Origin of the sequence: Paenibacillus sp. FSL P4-0113 (assembly GCF_038009305.1) — a bacterium.
Classification (GTDB): domain Bacteria; phylum Bacillota; class Bacilli; order Paenibacillales; family Paenibacillaceae; genus Paenibacillus; species Paenibacillus polymyxa_D.
In genome coordinates this window covers 758,646-780,128 of sequence record NZ_JBBPAZ010000001.1, presented here as the reverse complement: position 1 = coordinate 780,128, position 21,483 = coordinate 758,646, and the positions used below count along the sequence as shown (strand labels likewise).

Below are 21,483 nucleotides of genomic sequence, written 5' to 3'. Positions count from 1 at the left end.
GTGATGGAATCAGCTAATACATCTAATCAGAGTAGTTCTGATAGGCCGCGACGTTACTTGCCTTTATTTTCTCAGCAAAAAGGAAATGCCGGATTGCCCAAAGGCGATGATCAAGCACTTTACAAGATTCGTTTGGGGACAAGACAGGTCAAAACGATTATGGGTTTTGTACAGCATCATCAGTTGGGTATGCCTTCTTTTATAACAGCCATATGGTCCGTACTGCTATCCCATTACTCCAATCAATACGCTCTGCCTGTTTTATATTCCGTGGTATCAGACAAGGAAGGGAAAGAATGTCGTCTGGATTATCCATTACTCATTCATATACAGAAGGAAGATCATCTTCTCTCTTTGATACAAAGGATACAAATGGAATGGAACAAACAACATAGTAGCGACGAATTGAGAGAGGATTTTTCGCAGCAAACTAAAGTTGATCCTCCATCAGGGGCAGGGAAGGATTTCTTCAATGTGTGTATCGCAGAGATTTATGGTGACTTTCCTTCTCCAAGTTTAAATGCGGAAAAGTCCCCTCCCCTTTACGGTATAGATCAGCCAGAAATCGCGCTCTGCTACCGGTATGACCCGGATATATTGGAGTGCGCAATACAGTATGATGGCAGCCGTTTCGGAAAAATGCAGATCGCTAGATTCGCAGGCCATTTCAAAACACTGCTGGCAAATGCACTCCTTCTTCCGGAGAAGACGGTACTATTTCACCCCATGCTGACCACAAGAGAACGCAGACAGATGCAACAATGGAATGATACGGAACAAGCCTATCCTTTGGATAAAACTGTGGTTCAATTGATCGAGGAGCAGGCTAGCCGAACACCCGATGCAATCGCTTTAGAGTTTGGAGAGCAGAAGCTGACCTACTATGAGTTAAATCACCGGGCAAATCAAATCAGCCGCATGATTTTAGAGTCGTATTCGATACAGGGGCATGACGTTCTGCCGACCGGCACGCTGATTGCCATCGTCTTGGATAGAAGCGCAGATGTGATCCCGTCGATGTTTGGAGTTATGAAAGCGGGCGCTGCTTATCTTCCGATCGATCCCCAATATCCTGGGGAACGGCTGCGATTTATTTTAGAAGATGCACAGGCCCAAATGATTATAACGCACAGCCAATTAGTAAGTAGGCTAAATCCATATATTTCTCAAATGGGTAGGGGAGCATATTCGCTGATTTGTGTGGATGAATGCTTGGTGCAGCAGGACTACTATCCCTACGAAAACTTGAAGATCAAGGTTACACAGAATGATCTCGCTTATGTCATCTACACATCCGGTTCTACTGGAAAACCGAAGGGAACCCTTATTGAACACGCGGGTCTGGTTACGTTGATCCCTTATCTTGTTGAAAAGTTTGGAATCACCTCAGATTCAAGAGTCATGCAATTCGCCTCCATTAGTTTCGACGCTTCAGTCTATGAATGGATCGGCACGCTATCAGTAGGCGGAACAGTGGTTGTTCTGTCAGACGAGGAACTGCCTCCTTATGCAGACATTTCAGATATTCTTGAAGAGAAAAATATCCACGTTGCGATGCTAACGCCATCTGTGCTGCGAACGATGAAACATAGAGAACTGCCAAGGTTGCGGACAATTGTATCTGCTGGAGAACCCTGTACGCCTGATATTGTGGACTATTGGGGAAGAGGAAGACGATTCGTGAACGCTTACGGGCCGACCGAAGTGACGATTATTTGTTCTACTTCCGTCTGCAGACCGGGAAAAGAAATTACAATCGGCAAACCCGTCTATAACAAACGTTTATTCGTTTTGAATCCATTCGGCAGTCCTGTGCCTGTCGGCGTTCCCGGTGAATTATGGGTGGGCGGCATAGGGCTTGCCAGAGGATATTTGAATCGTGAAGAACTGACTCAGGAACAGTTCGTTCACAAAGAGGTTGTAATTAGCAGTGAATATCCGCCACACAGTGAGCGGCTATATAAAACCGGGGACATTGTGAAATGGACGCCGGATGGTGAATTGGTTTTTATCGGCCGTAGTGATGAACAAATTAAAATCAGAGGGTATCGTATCGAGCTAGGTGAAATAGAACATCAGCTCCGCCAACATCCTGACATCGGTCAATGTGTCGTTCAAGCCTGGAAGGACGGGGCCTACCATAAACTGGTGGCCTATTATACTGCTGTAGAAGAGCTGAAAGAGGCCGATCTGACACAGCACTTAAACTCTGTATTACCAGCTTATATGGTTCCTTCATATTTTTGTTATCTGGAGTCAGTTCCAGTAAATACAAACGGTAAAGTCGACCGTGGAGCTCTCCCTGATCCGAGGGGTACCTTATTTAATCAAGCTGATGAAATTGTGGAAGCAGACGAGGACGGTTTCGAAAAGCGCTTGCTTTGGATTTGGCGGCAGATTTTAAAAAGAGGAGATATCGGGGTTAACGACCATTTTTACGCGGTTGGGGGAGACTCAATTCTTGCCATTCAGGTCGTATCTATGGCCAGGGATCATGGTATCATGCTTACTCCAAGACAAGTTGCGGAGTATCCAACCATTCAGAAATTAGCTGCTGTGGTTACTTGGACAGACAATGATCAAAAGGAAGATCTCAGCATTGACTTGACAGGCGAATTTGGTTTGACACCGATCCAGCACTGGTTTTTCGAGCAACAGTTTGTAGAGCCGCATATATTCAACCAATCCCAGCTGTTTGTACTCCGTGATTGTGATCCTGTGAAGCTGGAAACCGCCATTAATCAATTGATTCGATTACATCCAGAGCTGTCGATGGAGATCGTAGTCAAGGAACATGCGTATTCGCAGCGCTACCGAAAGGATGCTTCCATTCAACTGGCTAGCTACACCCTTCAACAAGTCGATTATCCCGAATCCGAAATTTCAAGCATATGTGATACGTGGAACAGACAATTGAATTATGAGACGGGCGCCATGATGTATGCAGGAGTAATTCAAGGCCACCCTGACGGTAAAGCCCGTCTGTTTATGACTATACATCATCTGGTCATTGATGGAGTGTCTTGGAGAATATTGGTTCAGGAATTGTATCAATTGTATCAGGGTACAGCGTTGCCTCCCGTTTTAAATCCATACAAGAAGTGGCATTCTGCATTGATGAGTTATTCTAGACATAAAGATACTTTACGTCATATTGAATATTGGAAAAAAGTACAGCATCAAACTACAGCATTTGTACTGCCAGTAGACCATTACCCGGATCGTAAAAAGAGCAGTGAGTCTTCGGAATTAGTTACAATGCTTACTCCTGACGATACGGAACTGCTTTTGCACCATTGCTCTCAGGCTTATCATACCGAGATTAACGACCTGCTACTTACAGCCTGGTCCCTGGCGCTCTCCGCTTGGTCTGGGCAGAAGACGATTTCGTTTCGCTTAGAAGGCCATGGACGTGAGCACTTTGTATCCGATATAGATCTGACAAGAACCATCGGTTGGTTTACCTCCATGTTTCCGGTATGCATTCAGATTACGGACAGTTCCCCCTTGGGAGCGACGATTAAATCTGTCAAAGAGCAGTTGCGTTGTATTCCTCACCGCGGCATGTCATATGGCGCTTTGAGATACTGCCATCCGAATACAGAAGTCCGTTCCGAGTTATCAGCTTCTGAACCTCAGGCTCTTTTCAATTACTTGGGCCAGTTTGATCAGGGGAATGCGAGCGAATTAAACCAGTGGTTAGGGTTTACAAGTGACGCAGCACAGGATTATAGCTCGCCGCTTAATCATGGAACAAGCCTATTGGAACTCAACTGTTCCATTGTTCATAGCAAGCTGCATTTGTTTATGAAATATAGCAAACGTCACTATGAAGAAACCACCATTACTCAGTTGTTAGATACTTTTATAACACGTGTGCTTGCTATTATCGAACATTGTAGCCGGACTGAACACCAAGAGTTCACACCTAGTGATTTTCCATCCGTGTCACTGGAACAACATTCGCTTGACGAGATCGTAAAGACATATCATTGGCAATATGGTTTGGATAAAATGATGTACCTAAGTCCCTTACAAGAAGGACTGCTGTTCCATTATTTAGATCATCCTAGTTCCGATCAATACTTTGTGCAGGTTAGTTGGAAATATCATGGTAGGCTAGAGGTTGACCGTTACCGGGAAGTCTGGAACAGCATTATTTCTGAAAATGATAGCTTGCGGACTTGCTACATTTGGGAGGCGTTGGACAAGCCCATACAATGTATTATCCGAAATGCAGAATGGGATTGGACATTTTTGGATTTTGAAGTAGAGCAACCAGAGCAGCAACAAGAGTGTATCGAACGCTGGATGACAATGGATCGTAATCGCCGTTTTGATCTGAGTCAGCCTGCATTCCGCATAACACTGATTCAGACTGCTTCAAACGAATGGACGATGATCTGGAGCTACCACCATATTTTGCTGGACGGTTGGAGCCTGCCGCTACTAATAAATCGAGTTCATGAGCTCTATGCTTGTAGCCTGCAAAACCGGATGCCACAGCGCAGCTTGACCCGTTCTTATGAAACTTATATTCGTTGGTTAAACAATAAGGATCGCACAGAGGCCGAGTTATTCTGGAAGGCATATTTAGCCGACGTAACGGAGCCAACCCAACTACCGATAGAGAAGGGCATACTTCCCGAGGCACATCAACCGATTGAGAACCAGCAGATCGAGACTCTTTGTATTGATCCGAGACGAACCAAGCGGATCGCTGATTTTGTTAAGCAAGCGCAAGTTTCGCTAAATACGTTGGTGCAGTTTGCATGGGGTAAAGTGCTACAAGTCTATCAAGATGCGGATACAACCATATTTGGTATGGTCGTTTCCGGAAGGGGATCGGATCTTGCAAAAGCGGATCAGATCACAGGTATGCTGATTAATACGCTGCCTTTGGTCATGCACTGGAATGTCGAGCAAACCATCACTGAATATGTACAAAAGCTGCACCAAACCATTCAGAAACTAAATGACTACAGCTATGTGAGTCTGAATGAACTGAAGAGCTGGACTGGTATTCAAGGACATGTCATGTTTTACAGCATCGTAGCATTCGAAAATTATTTGAACGACTATCGGCAACCAGAAAATGAATTGAAGATGTCAGCTATGGAGGAACGAGAGAAAACGAATTATCCAATGACGATCACCGTTGCCAATGACGGGGAACAGATCACCATCAAGTTTATGTATGATGCAGATCGATTGAACCAAGAAACGGTTTGTCGACTAGCAGAGCATCTGCTAAATACGCTGGAATATGTGCTGGAATACCCGAATTACAACGTCAGAGACGTTTGCTTCATGAACAAGGATGAATATGAACGAATCGTCTACGACTGGAACAATACGTATACAGCATATCCCAGAGAGTGTTCAATTATTGATCTATTCCAAGAGCAAGTGGAGCTGCGGTCTTCACAGCCTGCAGTAATTGCGCACAATCAGGTTATGTCCTACCACACCCTAAACCTCATGTCCCAGTACGTTGCCAAGATGTTAACGGATGATGCTGATGATAACAATCATGGAAAGTTTATTGGAGTTTACTTGCCGCGCTCTCTTGAATTCATTGTCTCCATCCTGGCGATCATGAAAGCGGGATATGCCTATGTTCCCATTGACCCCGATTTTCCGGCAGCAAGAACCCGCGAATTAATCAAGGACGCTGGACTGGACACCATTATCACTTCACAGGAAGGAGCGGAACGTATCTCGGAAGCCTGTAAGGGAATCCGTTTAACACTGATGGATACAAAGTATTTTGACCAAAATGGAGTTGTGGAACAAGAAGAGAAGGAGAACATGATTGCTCCCAATGACCTTGCTTATCTAATGTATACATCCGGATCGACGGGAAAACCGAAAGGCGTTATGGTGGAACATCGCAATGTCATTCGCTTGGTCAAAAACACCTGTTATTTTCTGTTTTCTTCTGATATCAGATTGCTTTATACAGGTTCGCCTGTTTTTGACGCTTCTACGTTTGAAATTTGGGGGACGCTGCTGAATGGAGGACAGCTGTTTGTAGTTTCAAAAGATGATCTTCTAAATATACATGTGCTGGAGCAGCGGATGAAGGAGTGGAGAATTAATACACTATGGCTAAGTTCTGCACTGTGTAATCACTGGATTGAAGAAAATGAAAAGATATTTGCTGGAATCCAATGGTTGCTCATAGGTGGGGAAGTTTTGTCGGTTAAGCATATCAATCGTATCCGTCTTGCCAATCCGGAACTTTCGATTCTCAATGTATACGGTCCTACGGAGAACACCACCTTTTCGACGAGCTACCGGATCGAAAAGCCTTTTGAGCAGAATATCCCTATTGGCAAGCCCATTAGTAATTCAACTTGTTATATTCTGGACAAACGGGGCCGTGTTCAGCCTGTCGGAGCAATCGGGGAATTATACATGGGAGGAGACGGGGTTGCAAGGGGTTATTGGCGGCAAAACCAAATGACACAGCAGGCGTTTTCGCCGAATCCATATCGTTCTGCCAAAGATGGTGAAAGAGGTACGAATTCAATTCTATACCGTACGGGAGATCGGGCAAGATGGCTGCCAGACGGGAATATCGAGTATATCGGACGGGCTGACGATCAGGTAAAACTTCGCGGCTATCGAATTGAACTCGGAGAAGTCGAGTTCCGTCTTAGCAGCTATCCTGTAGTGAAAGAATGTCTGGTCTTTATCCGGGAGGTTTATGGCGATTTGCGGATGATCGCTTACTATACAGCGGAAGAGGAGCAACGAGTGGAGCAGCTTCATACTTTTATGGCCGAAGGTCTTCCTTCTTATATGTTACCGTTTCGTTACGTTTGGCTGAAATCGTTCCCATTAACGGCTAACGGGAAAATCGATCGCAAAAGTCTTCCTTTACCTGAAATCCATAGCAGCGATAAGGAAGCAAATGCTGGACCGAAGACTGAACTGGAGCAAACCATAGAAGCAGTTTGGTGCACGGTTCTGAAGCTTGATTACATTGGCAAGGCTGAAGATTTCCACACGTTGGGAGGACATTCGCTCCATGCACTACGCATAGCCAGCCTGTTGCAAAAAAGTGGATATCCGGTTACGGTCAACCAAATATTTCGCGAACAGACGATCGAACGTTTGGCCCTCTCATTGATCAATGCAATGACGGATACAGCAACTGACCTTTGTCCGAACATGGATATCCCATATCAGTCTATAAGAAAAGAATACCCGGATGACGGATTTCCGCTGTCTGCTGTACAAAAACGTTTTTTCCAAAGAGATCTCGTGAATTATAACATGTTTAATGTACCTTACTTGGCTCGGCTCAAGAATTACATTCCTACAGAATTGCTGAACGCGTCGATTGAACCACTATTGAACAAACATGCGGCGTTGCGGCTGTCGTTTGCTCAACTGGATGATGAATGGTATCAGTTTGAGCAGAAAATAAGTGCAGGACAGGTAGTTTCTTACGTAGATTTGCACATGGTCTCAGGGTCACATGACGCCTACATTTCGGAATACTGCTCGAAAGTGCAGCATGAATTCGATATCAAGGAAGGACCTTTATGGAAAGTTGTGTTGTTTGATCATTATTGCGAAAAGAGACAACAGGTGATATTACTTCTGTTCCATCATTTAATTTTTGACGGGATTTCCATAAACATTTTTTTAGAAGAGTTGAGACATCTTCTCTTGCCGGGAAAAAGGAGTGATTTGGCGTTACATGCGGAGGAGAAGGAAAGCAGTTATCGGGATTGGTGCATAGCGTTGTCGCAATATGCGGCAAAGGACCCTTTTCCTAAAGCATCCACTTTCTGGAGTAAGGTTGTGGAAGGCGGCCAATCTTTACAGGTTGACAGGGAATCGGAGATACAGCCTCTTCACCGACACATGAGAACTATAACGTATGATTTACTTGAAGGAGAGGAGCATATTCTTCTTCTAAAGGCATTGGCTATGAAGCATCATACTACTCCACTGAGCATCTTACTGACGGCGTTGTCACAAGCTTGTTTCCAATTGAAAAAGCAATCGGATTTGCTGCTGCATGTGATGTCTTATCAACGTGAGTCTTTTTTGCCGGGTATTATGATTGATCGTACTATCGGTTTTTTTGCCGGTGCATACCCCCTTCGAATTCAGATCCCAGAAGGAGAACTATTGGGGAATTGGGAAACGGCACTGAGACATGTCACACATACGTTGCGGCATATTCCATCTGAAGGCTTGGATTATTTTATTTTACGACATATGATACAGGGAATTTATCTAGATAAGGAACCACTAAGGGACGGAACACACATGCTTTTCCATTACCAATCAGAGGAAATGAACGGGATAGCTGATGATTTGTTTGAGCCTTTACCCATATCTTACGGAAATACGAACGCGGCGGACAATCCCTCTGCTTACAAGTTAAATATGACGGCAGGTCTTAGATGCGACAGATTAAGTTTAACCTGCTATTATAGTTCACTGCATTATAAGGATCAGACGATCGCTGAGCTAATACGCCTCATATCCGGACATCTGTGCCAAAGCATCAGTGTTCGCCCATATACCATGATAGCGGAGGTGAGCTTCAGATTATGAAAATATATGAATTTTGTCCATTTTTCAATGAAAATCGCATTGCAGATATTAAAATAAAAGAAAATTCCGGCTGGATTGATGAGTTGCACGTGATCGAAGCTAACAAGACGTTCAGCTATTTAGATAAGCCTCGGAACTTTAATCCAGATTATGTTGGTCCCAAGGTCATTTATCATCCATTTCATGCGGATCAACTGTTTCGTGAACCTGAGAAGCACTCATTGTACTTTGATGTGGATAGCTGCGGTGCGGACAACTTTGACCGCTGGTACTGGCGTCTGCTCAGCCATAACAGTGCGTTTCATAATGAGGCTTGCCAAAGAAACAAGAGTACCTCTATCTTGCAGGATAAGGTTGAGGATGATGATGTGATCATTTTGGCTGATTTTGATGAGATCATTGATAACCGGATGGCGGATCGTATTGTTTCGGAAGTGAAGAAACATCAAGTTATTACAATTAAAATGCACTACTCTGTATTCTTCCTGAATCTTTTTTGCCAATCTAATCACGGTGCTCCTTATTGGAGCTATCGCGTGTTTGCCATGACCGGCCGGTACTTCAAAAGTATGCCTTTCTTACCCGACTATCTCAGGAAGAAAGGGATTGCTGAAGCGCTGTATCATGACATTTATTGTCTGGAGGAGCCAGCTGGATTCCATCATTCATGGCTTGAATATCAGAAAACCGCGCTTCCCAAACTGCAAGCTTTTGCCGCCAATGTAGAAGATAAAAGTATTTTAAATGCAGAGTATATTGATCAATGCTTACATGATAAAAAGCTGTACTATATTGATACTGAACTTTATGTTGATAACTCAAAATCGTTTTTGAGCAGTCTACAGGAACTTAAAACAGATGATCTTTGGTACAATTAAAGGGAAAAGAGATCAAATAAAAACTGCCGACGGGGTCGGCAGTTTAGTTTAAAGACCTTCTGATGTATCAGATTGATTTATCGGAAGGTTGTTTTGCTATGTACTTGGAATCAATAGTAGCTGCTTGAATTCAATGAACTTATGAGTGCAGGCAACAGAGCAACAGCCATAATGATATAGATCACGATTACAATAGCGGCCCAAAGAAGGCCTGCTTTAGCGTAATTAGCTTTGCTCGGATTAGTCGAGCCGCTAAATGCCCACACAAACAGCATGATAAGTCCAACTACCGGTATAGCCATCAGAAGTAAACTGATCATCCATTCCTTGAATGAGACTGGAGGCGGGTACACAGGGGCTGGTCTGGATGGTGCTCCTTGTTGATTGTTTTGCGGATTAAACTGGTTAGACAATTGGATCTTCTCCCTACGTGATTAGTATGTTGTGTTTCCTATATTGACCAAAACATCATACATGATATGACAATAAGCAACAAGTAAAATTCAGTAAACAGTCTAATAGTACTATCAAACGATTAAAAATAGGTCTATACACCCTATTGACGAAGCAGTTTTTATATATTATTGTATTGATATTAACATTTTGTTTTTATCAATTGATTCAAATTAAAAGTTACATAGAGCATTCGCCACTTTTGACTCAAAAGCGATGAAATACCCATATATGAACAGGTAGGTGACGCAAGTGACAGATGGATTGAAACATAATTACAGTGGCTTGACGGAAGAGGAATTTTTGGCCGCTTATGATGCGAGTGAATATGAGCGCCCATCCGTAACGGTAGATATGCTGCTATTTACGGTAATGGATCAGCTCCAACAAAATTACCGTAAGCTACCGGAGAAGACCCTACAGCTTCTTTTGATCCAAAGAGGGGAGCATCCCTATATAGGACAATGGGCGTTGCCAGGTGGTTTTGTAGGCATAGATGAAAGTCTGGAAGAAGCTGCACGACGCGAGCTTAAAACGGAAACGAATGTGGATCAGATTTATATGGAGCAGCTATATACTTGGGGAGATGTGGCACGTGATCCACGTATGCGGGTGATCAGTTGCGCTTACATGGCTTTAGTTGACCACGATTCCTTGGAGGTACAGGCGGGGGATGATGCCGCTGATGCCCAATGGTTTGAGCTGGATTACAGCGTAGCTCAGGAGACGCGGACGAATCAGCCGGAAGGTTACACATGGGAACAAGACATTGACATCACATTGAAGCATGGGGACATCCATCTGTCAGCCAAAGTAAAAATAACTGAAATTCTTAAGGGAAGAACCATTGAAATCAAGCGAGAAGTGCTGGAGTCACAGGGAATTGCTTTTGATCATGCCAAAATTATTGCGTACGGTATAGAGCGTCTGCGCAGCAAAATAGAATACACAGATATCGCATTTCACCTGATGCCGGCTCTATTTACACTAAGTGAGCTTCAGCAGGTGTATGAAATTATTCTAGGTAAGGAGCTGTTGGCCGCAGCTTTTCGTCGCAAAATAGCTGATCTCGTGGAAGAAACCAATGAGTATAGAAAAGCGGCCGGACACCGTCCATCCAAGTTATACCGATTTAAGCCTCGGTCGCGTTTTATGTAACATAAGGAATATGAAATGAGGAATCATCATGGAAAAGTTTACGTTTTTTTATCGCAGTCATTCGCCATTTTCGCAATGGTATCCTTCTGATTTTGTCGTGGATGGAATGGAGTTTAACTGTGCCGAGCAATATATGATGTTGAAAAAAGCACAGCTTTTTGGGGATGAAGAGGCGGCCTTGAAAATTATGCAAGCCCCTACTCCAAGGGAACAAAAAGCCCGCGGCCGCAGTGTGCGCGGATTTGACCAATCCTTGTGGGAGGCCAATTGCCGGCAATTTGTGTATGACGGTAATTACGCCAAGTTTACACAAAATCCGAATTTGCTCAAGCACCTGCTTAAAACGAAAGGAACCACTCTGGTTGAGGCTAGTCCAACCGACACCATTTGGGGTGTAGGCTTAGCTGAGAACGATGCTCGTATACGGAACCGCAAGCTATGGCGTGGCACGAACTGGCTAGGAGAAATATTGACGAATTTACGTGAGGATGTATTGCAAAAGGAGGAATCGTCATCATGAAAAATACAATGAATTCCCGGAGCAACCGAGATGCCCGGTCGCATATGGCGCAGGAAACACTATCCATTTTGGAACATGGGTATTATACGAATAACAAACAGGCTCAAGTAAATATGACAAATGACATAGGGAATGCGGTCACAGGCTCGAAGTTATATACACCTTCTCAGCTGGTAACTGTAAAACAAGAGGCAGAGCAAAGATTAAAAAGTATATTGGAGCCTTCTTCTCGCATAGACGAACAGAGGATCATTGCAAAATTGGAGGTTACGGGAGAAAGCACGTTACAGGCGGCATACAGACTCCAGGTAGAGGAGAAGCTGACCCACGTGGCGTGTTTGAATTTTGCATCAGCCAAAAACCCGGGAGGTGGATTTCTCGGAGGCAGCCAGGCTCAAGAGGAAAGCTTGGCTCGTTCGTCAGCGTTGTATCCTTGCATTTCACAAATGGAAGAGATGTATGGACATAATCGGAAGCTGCGGAGCTGTTTTTATTCAGATTATATGATTTATTCGCCTGAAGTTCCGGTATTTCGGGATGATCAGGGAACATTGTTGGAGAAGCCGTATCAAGTCGATTTCCTGACCGCACCTGCTGTAAATGCTGGAGTGGTGCGAGAACGGGAGCCAGAGCAGGTGAATCGGATTGGTGAAGTGATGCTGGAGCGAATCCGTTACATTCTTGGAATGGCTAAGCAAAACGGCGTAGAACATCTTGTGCTGGGAGCCTATGGTTGCGGGGTATTCCGCAATAAGCCGGAAGAGGTTGCCCTCTGGTTCAAGCAAGTGCTTGTAGATGAAGGATATGGCTTGCTGTTTGACCGGATTGTTTTTGCAGTGTTGGATCATAAAGCAGAGCAACGTACTTTAAACAGCTTTAAAAATGTTCTATCCTGAAGCTGGAGCTGTGCATAAAAACTGTTTACTATAATATCTCATGAAAAAGGAAGGTGCTGAATGAATCCATCTTCGAATATAACCTGGCATGTGTCCGATGTTGATAAGCAAGCGCGCCAGCTTTTGAATGGCCATAAAAGTCCGGTGCTTTGGTTTACGGGGCTGTCTGGTTCGGGAAAATCAACGGTATCCTCCACACTTGAAAAAGCGTTATACGCACGAGGCATACGCACGTTTATTTTGGATGGGGATAATGTTCGGCATGGTTTAAATCGGAATCTAGGTTTCCTGCCCGCTGATCGTAAAGAAAATATCCGCCGTATTGCTGAAGTTGCAAAGTTAATGGCACATGCGGGTGTTCTAACGATTTGCGCCACCATTTCCCCTTATCGTGAAGATCGTGAAATGGTAAAGGAGATTTTACAGCAGGAAGGTTGCTATGAGATTTATATTCAGTGTAGCCTGGAGGAATGTGAGCGACGCGATCCAAAAGGAATGTACAAGAAAGCGCGTGCTGGAGAAATTCATCATTTTACGGGGGTTGATGCTCCCTATGAAGCACCGCTGGAACCTGATCTAATCGTATCCACAGAAGGCCGGGAGGTAATCCAGTCAGTTGAGGCTATCTTGGATTTTCTCGATAGGAAGCAGCTGCTTTTATGATTTTATGATGAATTCTACATGAATATTGTCTGAAAGCCTCAATGGCAAAACTTCGAGAAGTGATCGAAGTAATCATCACAGAACGTGAAAGTTGAAGCATACTTATTAGTAAATAAATACAGTAGTGCATATACGGCAAGCCTTATAGGGCTTGCTTTTTTATTTATGATTTTAAACTAATTCTAAATCCTAAATTATAATAATTATAAAAAAGTATTGATTTTTGTTTGTGCACAATTTATAGTGAAAGGCACATAGTCAACCAATTCATTCAAGAGGTGATTTCAATCATGAGTAACCAACCAACGAACCTGACTACAAGCTGGGGCGCTCCTGTTGGAGATAATCAAAATTCGATCACAGCAGGCTCGCGGGGTCCCGCACTAATTCAGGATGTGCATCTGCTTGAGAAACTGGCGCATTTTAACCGGGAGCGTGTGCCGGAACGTGTCGTTCATGCAAAAGGCGCAGGAGCACACGGATATTTTGAAGTCACTAATGATTTGTCTGCATATACAAAAGCAAGCTTCTTGTCTGAGGTGGGCAAGCGCACACCGATGTTTATTCGCTTTTCTACTGTGGCGGGTGAGCTGGGCTCGTCCGATACTGTACGCGACCCACGTGGTTTTGCGGTGAAGTTTTATACAGAAGAAGGCAACTATGATCTCGTGGGCAATAATACACCTGTGTTTTTTATTCGGGATGCCATTAAATTCCCTGACTTTATTCATACGCAAAAGCGTCATCCCCAAACCCATCTGAAAAACCCGAATGCGGTCTGGGATTTCTGGTCCCTATCTCCTGAATCGCTGCATCAGGTAAGTATCCTTATGTCTGACCGCGGTATTCCAGCTACACTTAGACATATGCATGGTTTCGGTAGTCACACATTCAAGTGGGTCAACGCCGAAGGGCAGGCAGTATGGGTGAAATATCATTTTAAAACAGAGCAAGGTGTGCAGAATCTTGATGTGGATTTGGCTGCGAAAATTGCCGGTGAAAATCCGGATTATCATACAGAAGATTTGTTTAATGCCATCAAAAAAGGTGATTTTCCTGCATGGAAACTTCATGTGCAGATTATGCCGGTAGAAGATTCAGATACGTACCGCTTTGATCCATTTGATGTGACAAAAGTATGGTCTCAAAAGGATTACCCGCTGATCGAGGTTGGACGCATGGTGCTGGATCGGAATCCTGAGAACTATTTTGCTGAGGTAGAGCAGGCGACATTCTCCCCGGGTTCATTTGTTCCTGGTATTGAGGCATCCCCGGATAAAATGTTGCAAGGACGCCTGTTTGCCTACGGCGATGCACATCGCTACCGTGTAGGTGCAAATCATAATTCGTTGCCGATCAACCGTCCGCATGCGGAAGTACACAACTACCAACGTGATGGTGCATTACGCAGTGACAGCAATGGCGGAGGATCTGTTTATTATGAGCCTAATAGTCTCGGTGGACCCAAAGAATCACCTGCGCACAAAATTGCTCCTTTTGAAGTGTCTGGCGAGGCTCAAAGTGTAGCCTATGATCATCACGATCACTACACACAGCCGGGCGACTTATACCGCTTGCTCAGTGAAGAAGAGCGTGCACGTCTGGTCCGAAACATCGTAAATGCGATGAAGCCCGTAGAAAGTGATGAAATCAAACTGCGTCAGATCGGACATTTCTACAAAGCTGATCCTGAATACGGACGCCGTGTAGCCGAAGGTTTGGGCTTGACCGTTCCTCAAGGCCAGTAGAGGTATCTGCAAACTCCTAACCTGAAAGCTGTCTGAATAAATAATAAAAGGATGTCCCAACACCACGTACATGGTTGATAGGACATCCTTTGTTTTTGAGAGCGAAATAAATCAGATGCTGCTATTTCCTCTGTAAGCGAGGTAAATAGATTACAAGAAACAGTGACCGTCCTAGTGCAAACACGATAAAGGACAACCAAAGTCCGTGATTCCCATAATGGGGAACGCACCAGAAGAGAGCGATCAAAAAGCAGAGCAATGAAATCAGCATCGAATTACGGATCGGATACGTTACTGTCATCCCTGTAAATACACCGTAGAATACCAGTCCCAGCCCGGCTGCCAGCGGAAAGACCACAAGCCATCCATTATAAGGGCCTGTAAGACTAATCACTGTAGCATTATCCGTAAATAGCGAGATAAGCGGCTCTTTCAGTGCGAAATACAATCCTCCCGTCACTACGCTGGTCACCAGTGTCCAGAACCAGGACAAGTGAATAACCCTTTGCAGCATTTCACGATTCCCGGCGCCCCGAGCCTGACCCGTCATGATGCTACTGGCGTTGGCGAACCCATCAAAAAAGTAAGCCATAATGTAATGGATCTGCAACAAAATAGCGTTTGCCGCCAATTGATCGGTTCCAAAGCTCGCACTGCGCGCCGTAAACAGATTAAACATCGTCAGCAGACAGGCTGTACGAATCATAAGATCAAGGTTTGTTGCCATGACACTTTTCAACTCTGAAGCTCCAAACCATCCTCGCCAATTCATCTGTCCGCTTTGCTTCCATTCTCTCCAAATCGATGAGCGGAACACCAGAACTAGACCCAATATACATGCAAGAGCCTCCGCAATCAGAGTAGCGCTTGCTACACCAGTGACATTCCAATGCATCATCTGTGTAAATACAATAGCTAATACCATATTGATTACGTTCATTGTAATTTGCAAAAATAATGTAGCCTTCACACGGGATAATCCCATCAGCCAGCCGAGCAGCACATAGTTCACCAATGTAAGAGGGGCTCCCCAAATACGAATGTTAAAATAAATTGCTGCCTGCGCCGCCACATCCTGAGCCGGATGGATGAGCTGAAGAGAAGCGAGCAGAATTGGCTTTTGTAACACAATGAATCCCGCACCAATGAGTAGAGCAATGGCCAGTGGGCGCATGAGAGCAGCTATGCTCTGGTCGTTATTTTGTGCCCCCGCGGCTTGTGCCGTGAAAGCTGATGTGCTGACTCGCAGGAAGCCAAACAGCCAATATAAAGTATTGAAAATAAGAGTGCCCACCGCTACACCGCCTAAATACGCGGAATCGCTCAAATGACCGATTACAGCTGTATCCACCGCACCGAGTAGCGGGGTTGTAATCGTCGAAATAATTAAAGGGATAGCTAAAGCAAGATAGGCTCGGTGGGAAGGCAACATGTTGAAAAAACCTCCAGTAATGATTGTGTATAAGGATGGCGATCCGAATGAAATAATGCTTCTTTGGGAAAATGTTCAAGCACACTGCCTTCTTTCATGACCATGATTCGATCACTCATAAAGTGCACAGCCGCCAGATCATGTGAGATAAACAGATAAGCCAATCCTAGCTCATCCTGCAAATCCTTGAGCAGATTCAAAACGGTGGCTTGTGTGGTCACATCCAGACTTGCTGTTGGCTCGTCCAATACGATAAAATTTGGCTCTGTGCTGATGGCACGTGCGATGGTTACACGCTGCTTTTCCCCACCGCTGAGCTGATGTGGAAACTTGTCCAGATAGCTGGCTGGAAGCTTTACTATATCAAGCAAATGTTCTGCTATATCCCGACGTTCTGAGGACATACCCGCCATAAAGGAAGGAACATAGTACTTAAGCTGGTCCAGTGGCTCCAGCAGGGATTGCAGGATAGTTAGTCTGGGGTTCAAAGCCGCAGACGGATGTTGAAATACTGCACCCAGCCTGCTGCGAATCCGTTTTAATTCGCTCCGCTTTAGCCCTCGGATAGACTGTCCATCCAGTCTAAGCTCACCTTGATCAAATGGGTCCAATGTCAATATACAGCGAGCGAGTGTGCTTTTCCCACTGCCGCTTTCCCCGACAATGCCCAGACATTCTCGAGGGGAGATCGACAGAGCAACATCTTGCAGCACCGTTTTGCCTCCAGTGTAAGCCTTCGTCAAACCGGAGACGGTCACGACAGGATTAGACGTGTCTTGCCGCTGAGCGCAGGCGGCTTGATTATTCATGTGCAGCGCTCCTTTCCATTGCGTCCTGTTCTTCAGTGCTGTTGTAAGGTAAACGTGCTGGAGCGCCCGGAGACAGCGGCGGAATAGCTGCCAATAGACGACGAGTATACGGGTGGTCCGGATGGTTCAGCACCGCTTGCGTTTCACCTATTTCAACCAGTGAACCTTCGCGCATCACTGCGATTCGATCTGCATACTTGCGTACATGACGCAGATCGTGAGTGATCCACAAGACGGAAATACCCGTTTCCGTCCGGATTTGGTCAATGAGCTGCAGCACCCGATGAGCTGTGAGCGTATCCAACGCTGTTGTAGGCTCGTCGGCAATAAGCAGCTTCGGCTCCAGCAGGAGTGCAGCCGCAATAGCTGCCCGTTGCAATTGACCGCCGCTGAGTTGGAACGGATAGCTGCGGTACACACGCTCGGCGGGAAGCTGTACGCGCTCCAGCACCTCGATACAGCGCTGCTTGCGCGCCCTGCGATCTTGTTTGCCGTGGGCGCGCATCAGCTCGTCCAGTTGGCTGCCCACACGCAGAAAGGGGGTGAAAGCCCCATGGTAGTCTTGAAAAATGTAAGATATTTCACTACCAAGCAAAGAACGTCTTTGTTTAGCGGATAGATCCAGCAAATTATTGTCCTTCCACGCAATAATTCCTTCCGCTTTAACAGAAGAGGGGAGAAGTCCGCCGATAGCGAACGCCGTCATGCTTTTGCCGCTACCGCTTTCGCCGGCTAGAGCACACCATTCCCCCGGACGAACGGCAAGCTCCAGTTGCTTTACAATCGTTTTTACATTGGTCCGAATCGTTAAGCCTTCAATAGTCAGCATGTACCAGTTCACTCCTCTGTCCGGGTTTTAACATCATAACGGTCGCGCAGCTTGTCTCCAAATACGTTCGCCAGTAGCACGGTTAGCACGACAGCTATCCCAGGAACCAGCATCAGGTGGGGAGCCATTTGAAAATACGCTCGTCCTTCATTCAACATAGTACCCCATTCCGGAATTGGCGGCTGTGGACCTAAGCCCAAAAAAGATAGGGAGGCAATCATTAAAATAATTTTGCCGACATCCAGCGTAGCCAGCACAAGAACATTCCCTATTGCATGGGGGAGAATATGTCGCATGACAATCCGCAGGGAGGAGGTACCCGCTAGTATGGATAACGAAATGTAATCCTTTTGCTTTTCAGCCAGCACGGTACTACGAACTAGGCGTGCATAACCAACCCATTTTACCGCCGTTACCGCGAAAATAAGATTTACTAAGCCTGGTCCGAGCAAACCGCTCAGCACAATGGCAAAAATATAATCTGGTAATGTCATGAAGGCATCGACCACCCGCTTGAATACACGATCCATCCAGCCTCCAATAAATCCTGAAAACAGACCAAGAGGGACCCCGACAACCAGCGAAACTGCCAAAATCAACAAACTGGTTCCGACAGTCGTCCGAAGTCCAGCTATGACTCTCGATAGTACATCTCTGCCCAAATGATCCGTTCCCAGCCAGTGCGTAGCGCTGATCGATTGTAGTCGATTCCCCATCTGGATACGATACGGATCTTGCGGTACAAGAAACGGAACGACTGTAATTGCTGAAAGAATGAGCAGGATGGAGAGCGACACGATCCATGTTTTGGACAATCGCGTTCTAGTGAGCTGCCCGTTTTCCGCATGTACGGATTTTATCATGATAAACGTTTCTCCTTCAAAGCGATTTCAGGATTGACCCAACGGTAGGACAGCTCTACCAAAATATTGATACATACAATGAATACAGCCATAAATACGGTATAGCCCTGAATTATGGGGTAATCCCTTGCAGCAATGGCATCCACAATCCATTTTCCCAGCCCCGGATAGGCGAATAGCACTTCAATTACGACTGTGCCTCCCAGTAGACTGCCTATACTCTCACTGAATACCGTAATGAGTGGAACTAGACTGTGACGAAGCATGTGTCTGAAAAAAATGCGGATGGGGCTGATTCCACGCGCTTGCGCCGCTTTGATAAAGTCTTGCCCCGAGCTTTCAATCAGACTTGCGCGAATCATTCGTACATAAACGGCCGCCATTGCTAATCCCAAGGTAAGAGAAGGGAGTACCAAATGAAAAGCGGTTCCTTCGCCCATAGACGGCAAAATGCGCAATTTAACTGCAAACCATTCGATAAACAAAAGCCCCAGCCAAAAGCTGGGAATCGAGGAGCCGATTAAGGCAAACACACGACTGGCGCTGTCAATCCAGCGGTTACGGTAGAGCGCAGCCATCGTTCCCAAGGGTAGAGCTATTAGCAGCAAAATGAACAGAGAGCCTCCGGTCAGCAGCAGCGTATAAGGCAGTTTTTCCATAAACTCTGTGAATACCGGACGATGGGTTAAATAAGATTGTCCAAAATCAAACTGAAGCAACTGAACCAGCCACTTACCATATTGCACAGGTAATGGTTGGTCCAGCCCTAGTTGGCTGCGCATATCCGTAATTTGCTGATTGGACACAGCTACATCATCGACTCGGAGAATGCTCCGGACGGGATCGCCCGGAACAAGCTTAAGCAGACAGAAGCTCACAAAGGAAAGAATAAGAAAGAACAAAACCAGTTCAAGAAACTTTTTGGCCATGGATTTGAACATGCTAGTTCACATCCAGGTCCTGGGTTAGCAAGTAATATTCACTTTGGCTAGTTACCCAGTTATGTACGTAATCGCGATAGGCCACTACGTTGTTTGGATGGACCAGAAAGGATTGCAGATTTTCTTGGTCAATCAGTGTGACAGCTTTCAGCGCCAGCTTGTTGCGTTGTTCCTCATTCACGGTTGTGTTCAGCTGTGAAATCATACTCGCGAGTTCCGGTACATGCACACGCCCATAATTTAGTGCTCCTTCAGGCATGTAAGCCGCATTTAGAAAATAGCTTGCATCGCCGCGCGGGGCTGTAATGCTACTATAAGTCGCTAAATCCCAATCCTGATGAGCGGCAAGATATTCGTCAATATTATCAACCTGACGGATATCAATCGTAATGCCAAGTTCTTTAGCATTAGCCTGAATCAGCTGGGAAATGAGTGGAAGTTCCGCTCTCGACTGGTAAGTTAGTAATGTAAGTTGAAGCGGCTTGCCGTCAGGGGTTGCAACTTTTCCGTTCTGCACTGTATATCCAGCTTGCTTGAAGCCTTCTCGTGCAGCATTTAAATCAAATTTTTTCGTAATATATTCCGGCGAAAATGGAAAGTCGGGCAAGAATGGCCCTTGAGCAGGGGTTCCCTTGCCGGACATGATACCGCTGGCAATCTCATCACGGTTGATCAGGTTATCGAATGCCTTACGCACAGCCGTCTTTTTCAGATCGTTATTGTTCATATTATAAATAAGTTGATGCGTTCGCAAACTAGGAAGTGAGTCAACCTTAACGGTAGAATCAGCTTTCAATAGCTCCAGGCTTTCAATTGGCGGGCGATACACAATATCAGCAGTTTTGGCTTGAAAAGCAAGCTGACGTGCATTGGCGTCTTCGTTAAACATGAATTTGGCATGTTTCAACTTTACTTCACCGTTCCAATATTGTTCATTGCGATCTAAATTCAGTTCACTTCCAGCACGGAAGCTGGCAACCTTGAACGGTCCCGTCCCAGATGGGAGGTCACCTGTAGCTGTGGTGTCTATAATAGCCGTATTCGGATGAACCAGCTCAGACACAAATTCTGGGAAAGGCTTGTCTGTCGTAATGGTCAAAATCTGTCCATCCGCATGAATATCACGGATATGTAGCGCATTTTTGACCGATGGATTGAGCTTTAACGCTCTTTCCAAAGAGGCTTTGACAGCAGCAGCATTGACGGTTTTACCGCTGTGGAAGTTCACACCTGATCGGATGTTGAAGGTCCAGTGCTGTCCGTCCTTGCTGTTCCATTTGTCTGCAAGCCAAGCTTCCAGCTTAAGATCCTTGTTCACTTTGATCAGTGTTTCACTTACTCCAGCACGAACAGCTGTGTAATTTACATCTGAATGGGGGTCTATAGTAGGGCTTTGCACGTTGAACAATAAGGTGACACTTTTATCTTGTGGTGCAGCAGATGGAGAGGGTGAAGCTGACGGAGATGAAGCGCAGGCTGCCATCATCACCGCCATTACCGCAGGTATAAATAGTTTAAAATAAGAACGTTTAAACAACAGGGAGTCCTCCTTAATAGTAATCGTAATTTTTACGCTTTAACTCATAAATCATATCGTAACCAAATGAAGGTGCTTTGTAAATATGTAATTGACGAATGTGTATGTAAATTCATATCAAAAAGACTGCTAACCAATAGTGATATGGTTAGCAGTCTTTAAGTTTATTCACA

General features: G+C 45.2%; 14 protein-coding genes. 7 read left to right on the top strand and 7 right to left on the bottom strand.

Features of this window, described 5'->3' with window-relative positions:
- The first annotated feature begins 3 nt into the window (after window positions 1-3).
- Together MKX46_RS02925 and MKX46_RS02920 are read left to right on the top strand one after the other, a co-directional pair.
- Window positions 4-8,583: an amino acid adenylation domain-containing protein gene (locus tag MKX46_RS02925; protein WP_341071895.1), complete on the top strand. Its 8,580-nt coding sequence runs from the start codon at window positions 4-6 to the stop codon at window positions 8,581-8,583.
- Window positions 8,580-9,461, top strand: coding sequence for a hypothetical protein (locus MKX46_RS02920; RefSeq protein WP_029517521.1), 882 nt, complete (start codon window positions 8,580-8,582; stop codon window positions 9,459-9,461). The genes MKX46_RS02925 and MKX46_RS02920 overlap by 4 nt, the downstream gene beginning before the upstream one ends.
- A 110-nt stretch (window positions 9,462-9,571) precedes the next feature.
- Here MKX46_RS02920 and MKX46_RS02915 read toward each other — a convergent pair whose 3' ends face one another.
- Window positions 9,572-9,874, bottom strand: coding sequence for a hypothetical protein (locus tag MKX46_RS02915; RefSeq protein ID WP_069011801.1), 303 nt, complete (start codon window positions 9,872-9,874; stop codon window positions 9,572-9,574).
- A 292-nt stretch (window positions 9,875-10,166) separates the two neighbouring features.
- On the opposite strand from MKX46_RS02915, the gene MKX46_RS02910 reads away from it, so the two are divergent.
- The 5 genes from MKX46_RS02910 (at window position 10,167) to katA (ending at window position 14,899) form a co-directional block, all read left to right on the top strand.
- Complete coding sequence (locus tag MKX46_RS02910; RefSeq protein WP_029515141.1) at window positions 10,167-11,072, top strand: NUDIX hydrolase; 906 nt, start codon at window positions 10,167-10,169, stop codon at window positions 11,070-11,072.
- Window positions 11,073-11,100: 28 nt separating this feature from the next.
- Window positions 11,101-11,592, top strand: coding sequence for an NADAR family protein (locus tag MKX46_RS02905; RefSeq protein ID WP_029515139.1), 492 nt, complete (start codon window positions 11,101-11,103; stop codon window positions 11,590-11,592).
- Window positions 11,589-12,488 carry a TIGR02452 family protein gene (locus MKX46_RS02900; protein WP_341070890.1) on the top strand — a complete coding sequence of 300 codons (900 nt, stop codon included), beginning with the start codon at window positions 11,589-11,591 and terminating at the stop codon, window positions 12,486-12,488. The genes MKX46_RS02905 and MKX46_RS02900 overlap by 4 nt, the downstream gene beginning before the upstream one ends.
- Before the next feature lie 60 nt (window positions 12,489-12,548).
- A complete protein-coding gene (cysC, locus tag MKX46_RS02895) occupies window positions 12,549-13,151 on the top strand; it encodes an adenylyl-sulfate kinase (RefSeq protein ID WP_341070889.1) in 603 nt (200 codons plus the stop codon).
- A gap of 290 nt (window positions 13,152-13,441) precedes the next feature.
- A complete protein-coding gene (gene katA / locus MKX46_RS02890; RefSeq protein ID WP_341070888.1) occupies window positions 13,442-14,899 on the top strand; it encodes a catalase KatA in 1,458 nt (485 codons plus the stop codon).
- A gap of 121 nt (window positions 14,900-15,020) precedes the next feature.
- Here the strand turns inward: katA and MKX46_RS02885 are convergent, their stop codons facing one another.
- The 6 genes from MKX46_RS02885 to nikA are packed head-to-tail and all read right to left on the bottom strand — an operon-like array spanning window position 15,021 to window position 21,310.
- Window positions 15,021-16,331, bottom strand: coding sequence for an MATE family efflux transporter (locus MKX46_RS02885; RefSeq protein WP_250238937.1), 1,311 nt, complete (start codon window positions 16,329-16,331; stop codon window positions 15,021-15,023).
- Window positions 16,298-17,140 (bottom strand): ABC transporter ATP-binding protein, encoded by an 843-nt coding sequence (locus MKX46_RS02880; protein ID WP_341070886.1) that lies wholly within the window; start codon window positions 17,138-17,140, stop codon window positions 16,298-16,300. The genes MKX46_RS02885 and MKX46_RS02880 overlap by 34 nt, the downstream gene beginning before the upstream one ends.
- A complete protein-coding gene (locus MKX46_RS02875; protein WP_341070885.1) occupies window positions 17,133-17,969 on the bottom strand; it encodes an ABC transporter ATP-binding protein in 837 nt (278 codons plus the stop codon). The genes MKX46_RS02880 and MKX46_RS02875 overlap by 8 nt, the downstream gene beginning before the upstream one ends.
- Before the next feature lie 8 nt (window positions 17,970-17,977).
- Window positions 17,978-18,832, bottom strand: a complete 855-nt coding sequence (gene nikC, locus MKX46_RS02870; RefSeq protein ID WP_340932291.1) for a nickel transporter permease — start codon at window positions 18,830-18,832, stop codon at window positions 17,978-17,980.
- Entirely contained in the window at window positions 18,829-19,773 is a 945-nt protein-coding gene (gene nikB / locus MKX46_RS02865; protein WP_165146512.1) for a nickel ABC transporter permease, read from the bottom strand. Before nikB ends, nikC begins: the two co-directional genes overlap by 4 nt.
- A gap of 1 nt (window position 19,774) precedes the next feature.
- Window positions 19,775-21,310: a nickel ABC transporter substrate-binding protein gene (gene nikA / locus MKX46_RS02860; RefSeq protein WP_340932290.1), complete on the bottom strand. Its 1,536-nt coding sequence runs from the start codon at window positions 21,308-21,310 to the stop codon at window positions 19,775-19,777.
- Window positions 21,311-21,483 lie beyond the last annotated feature (173 nt).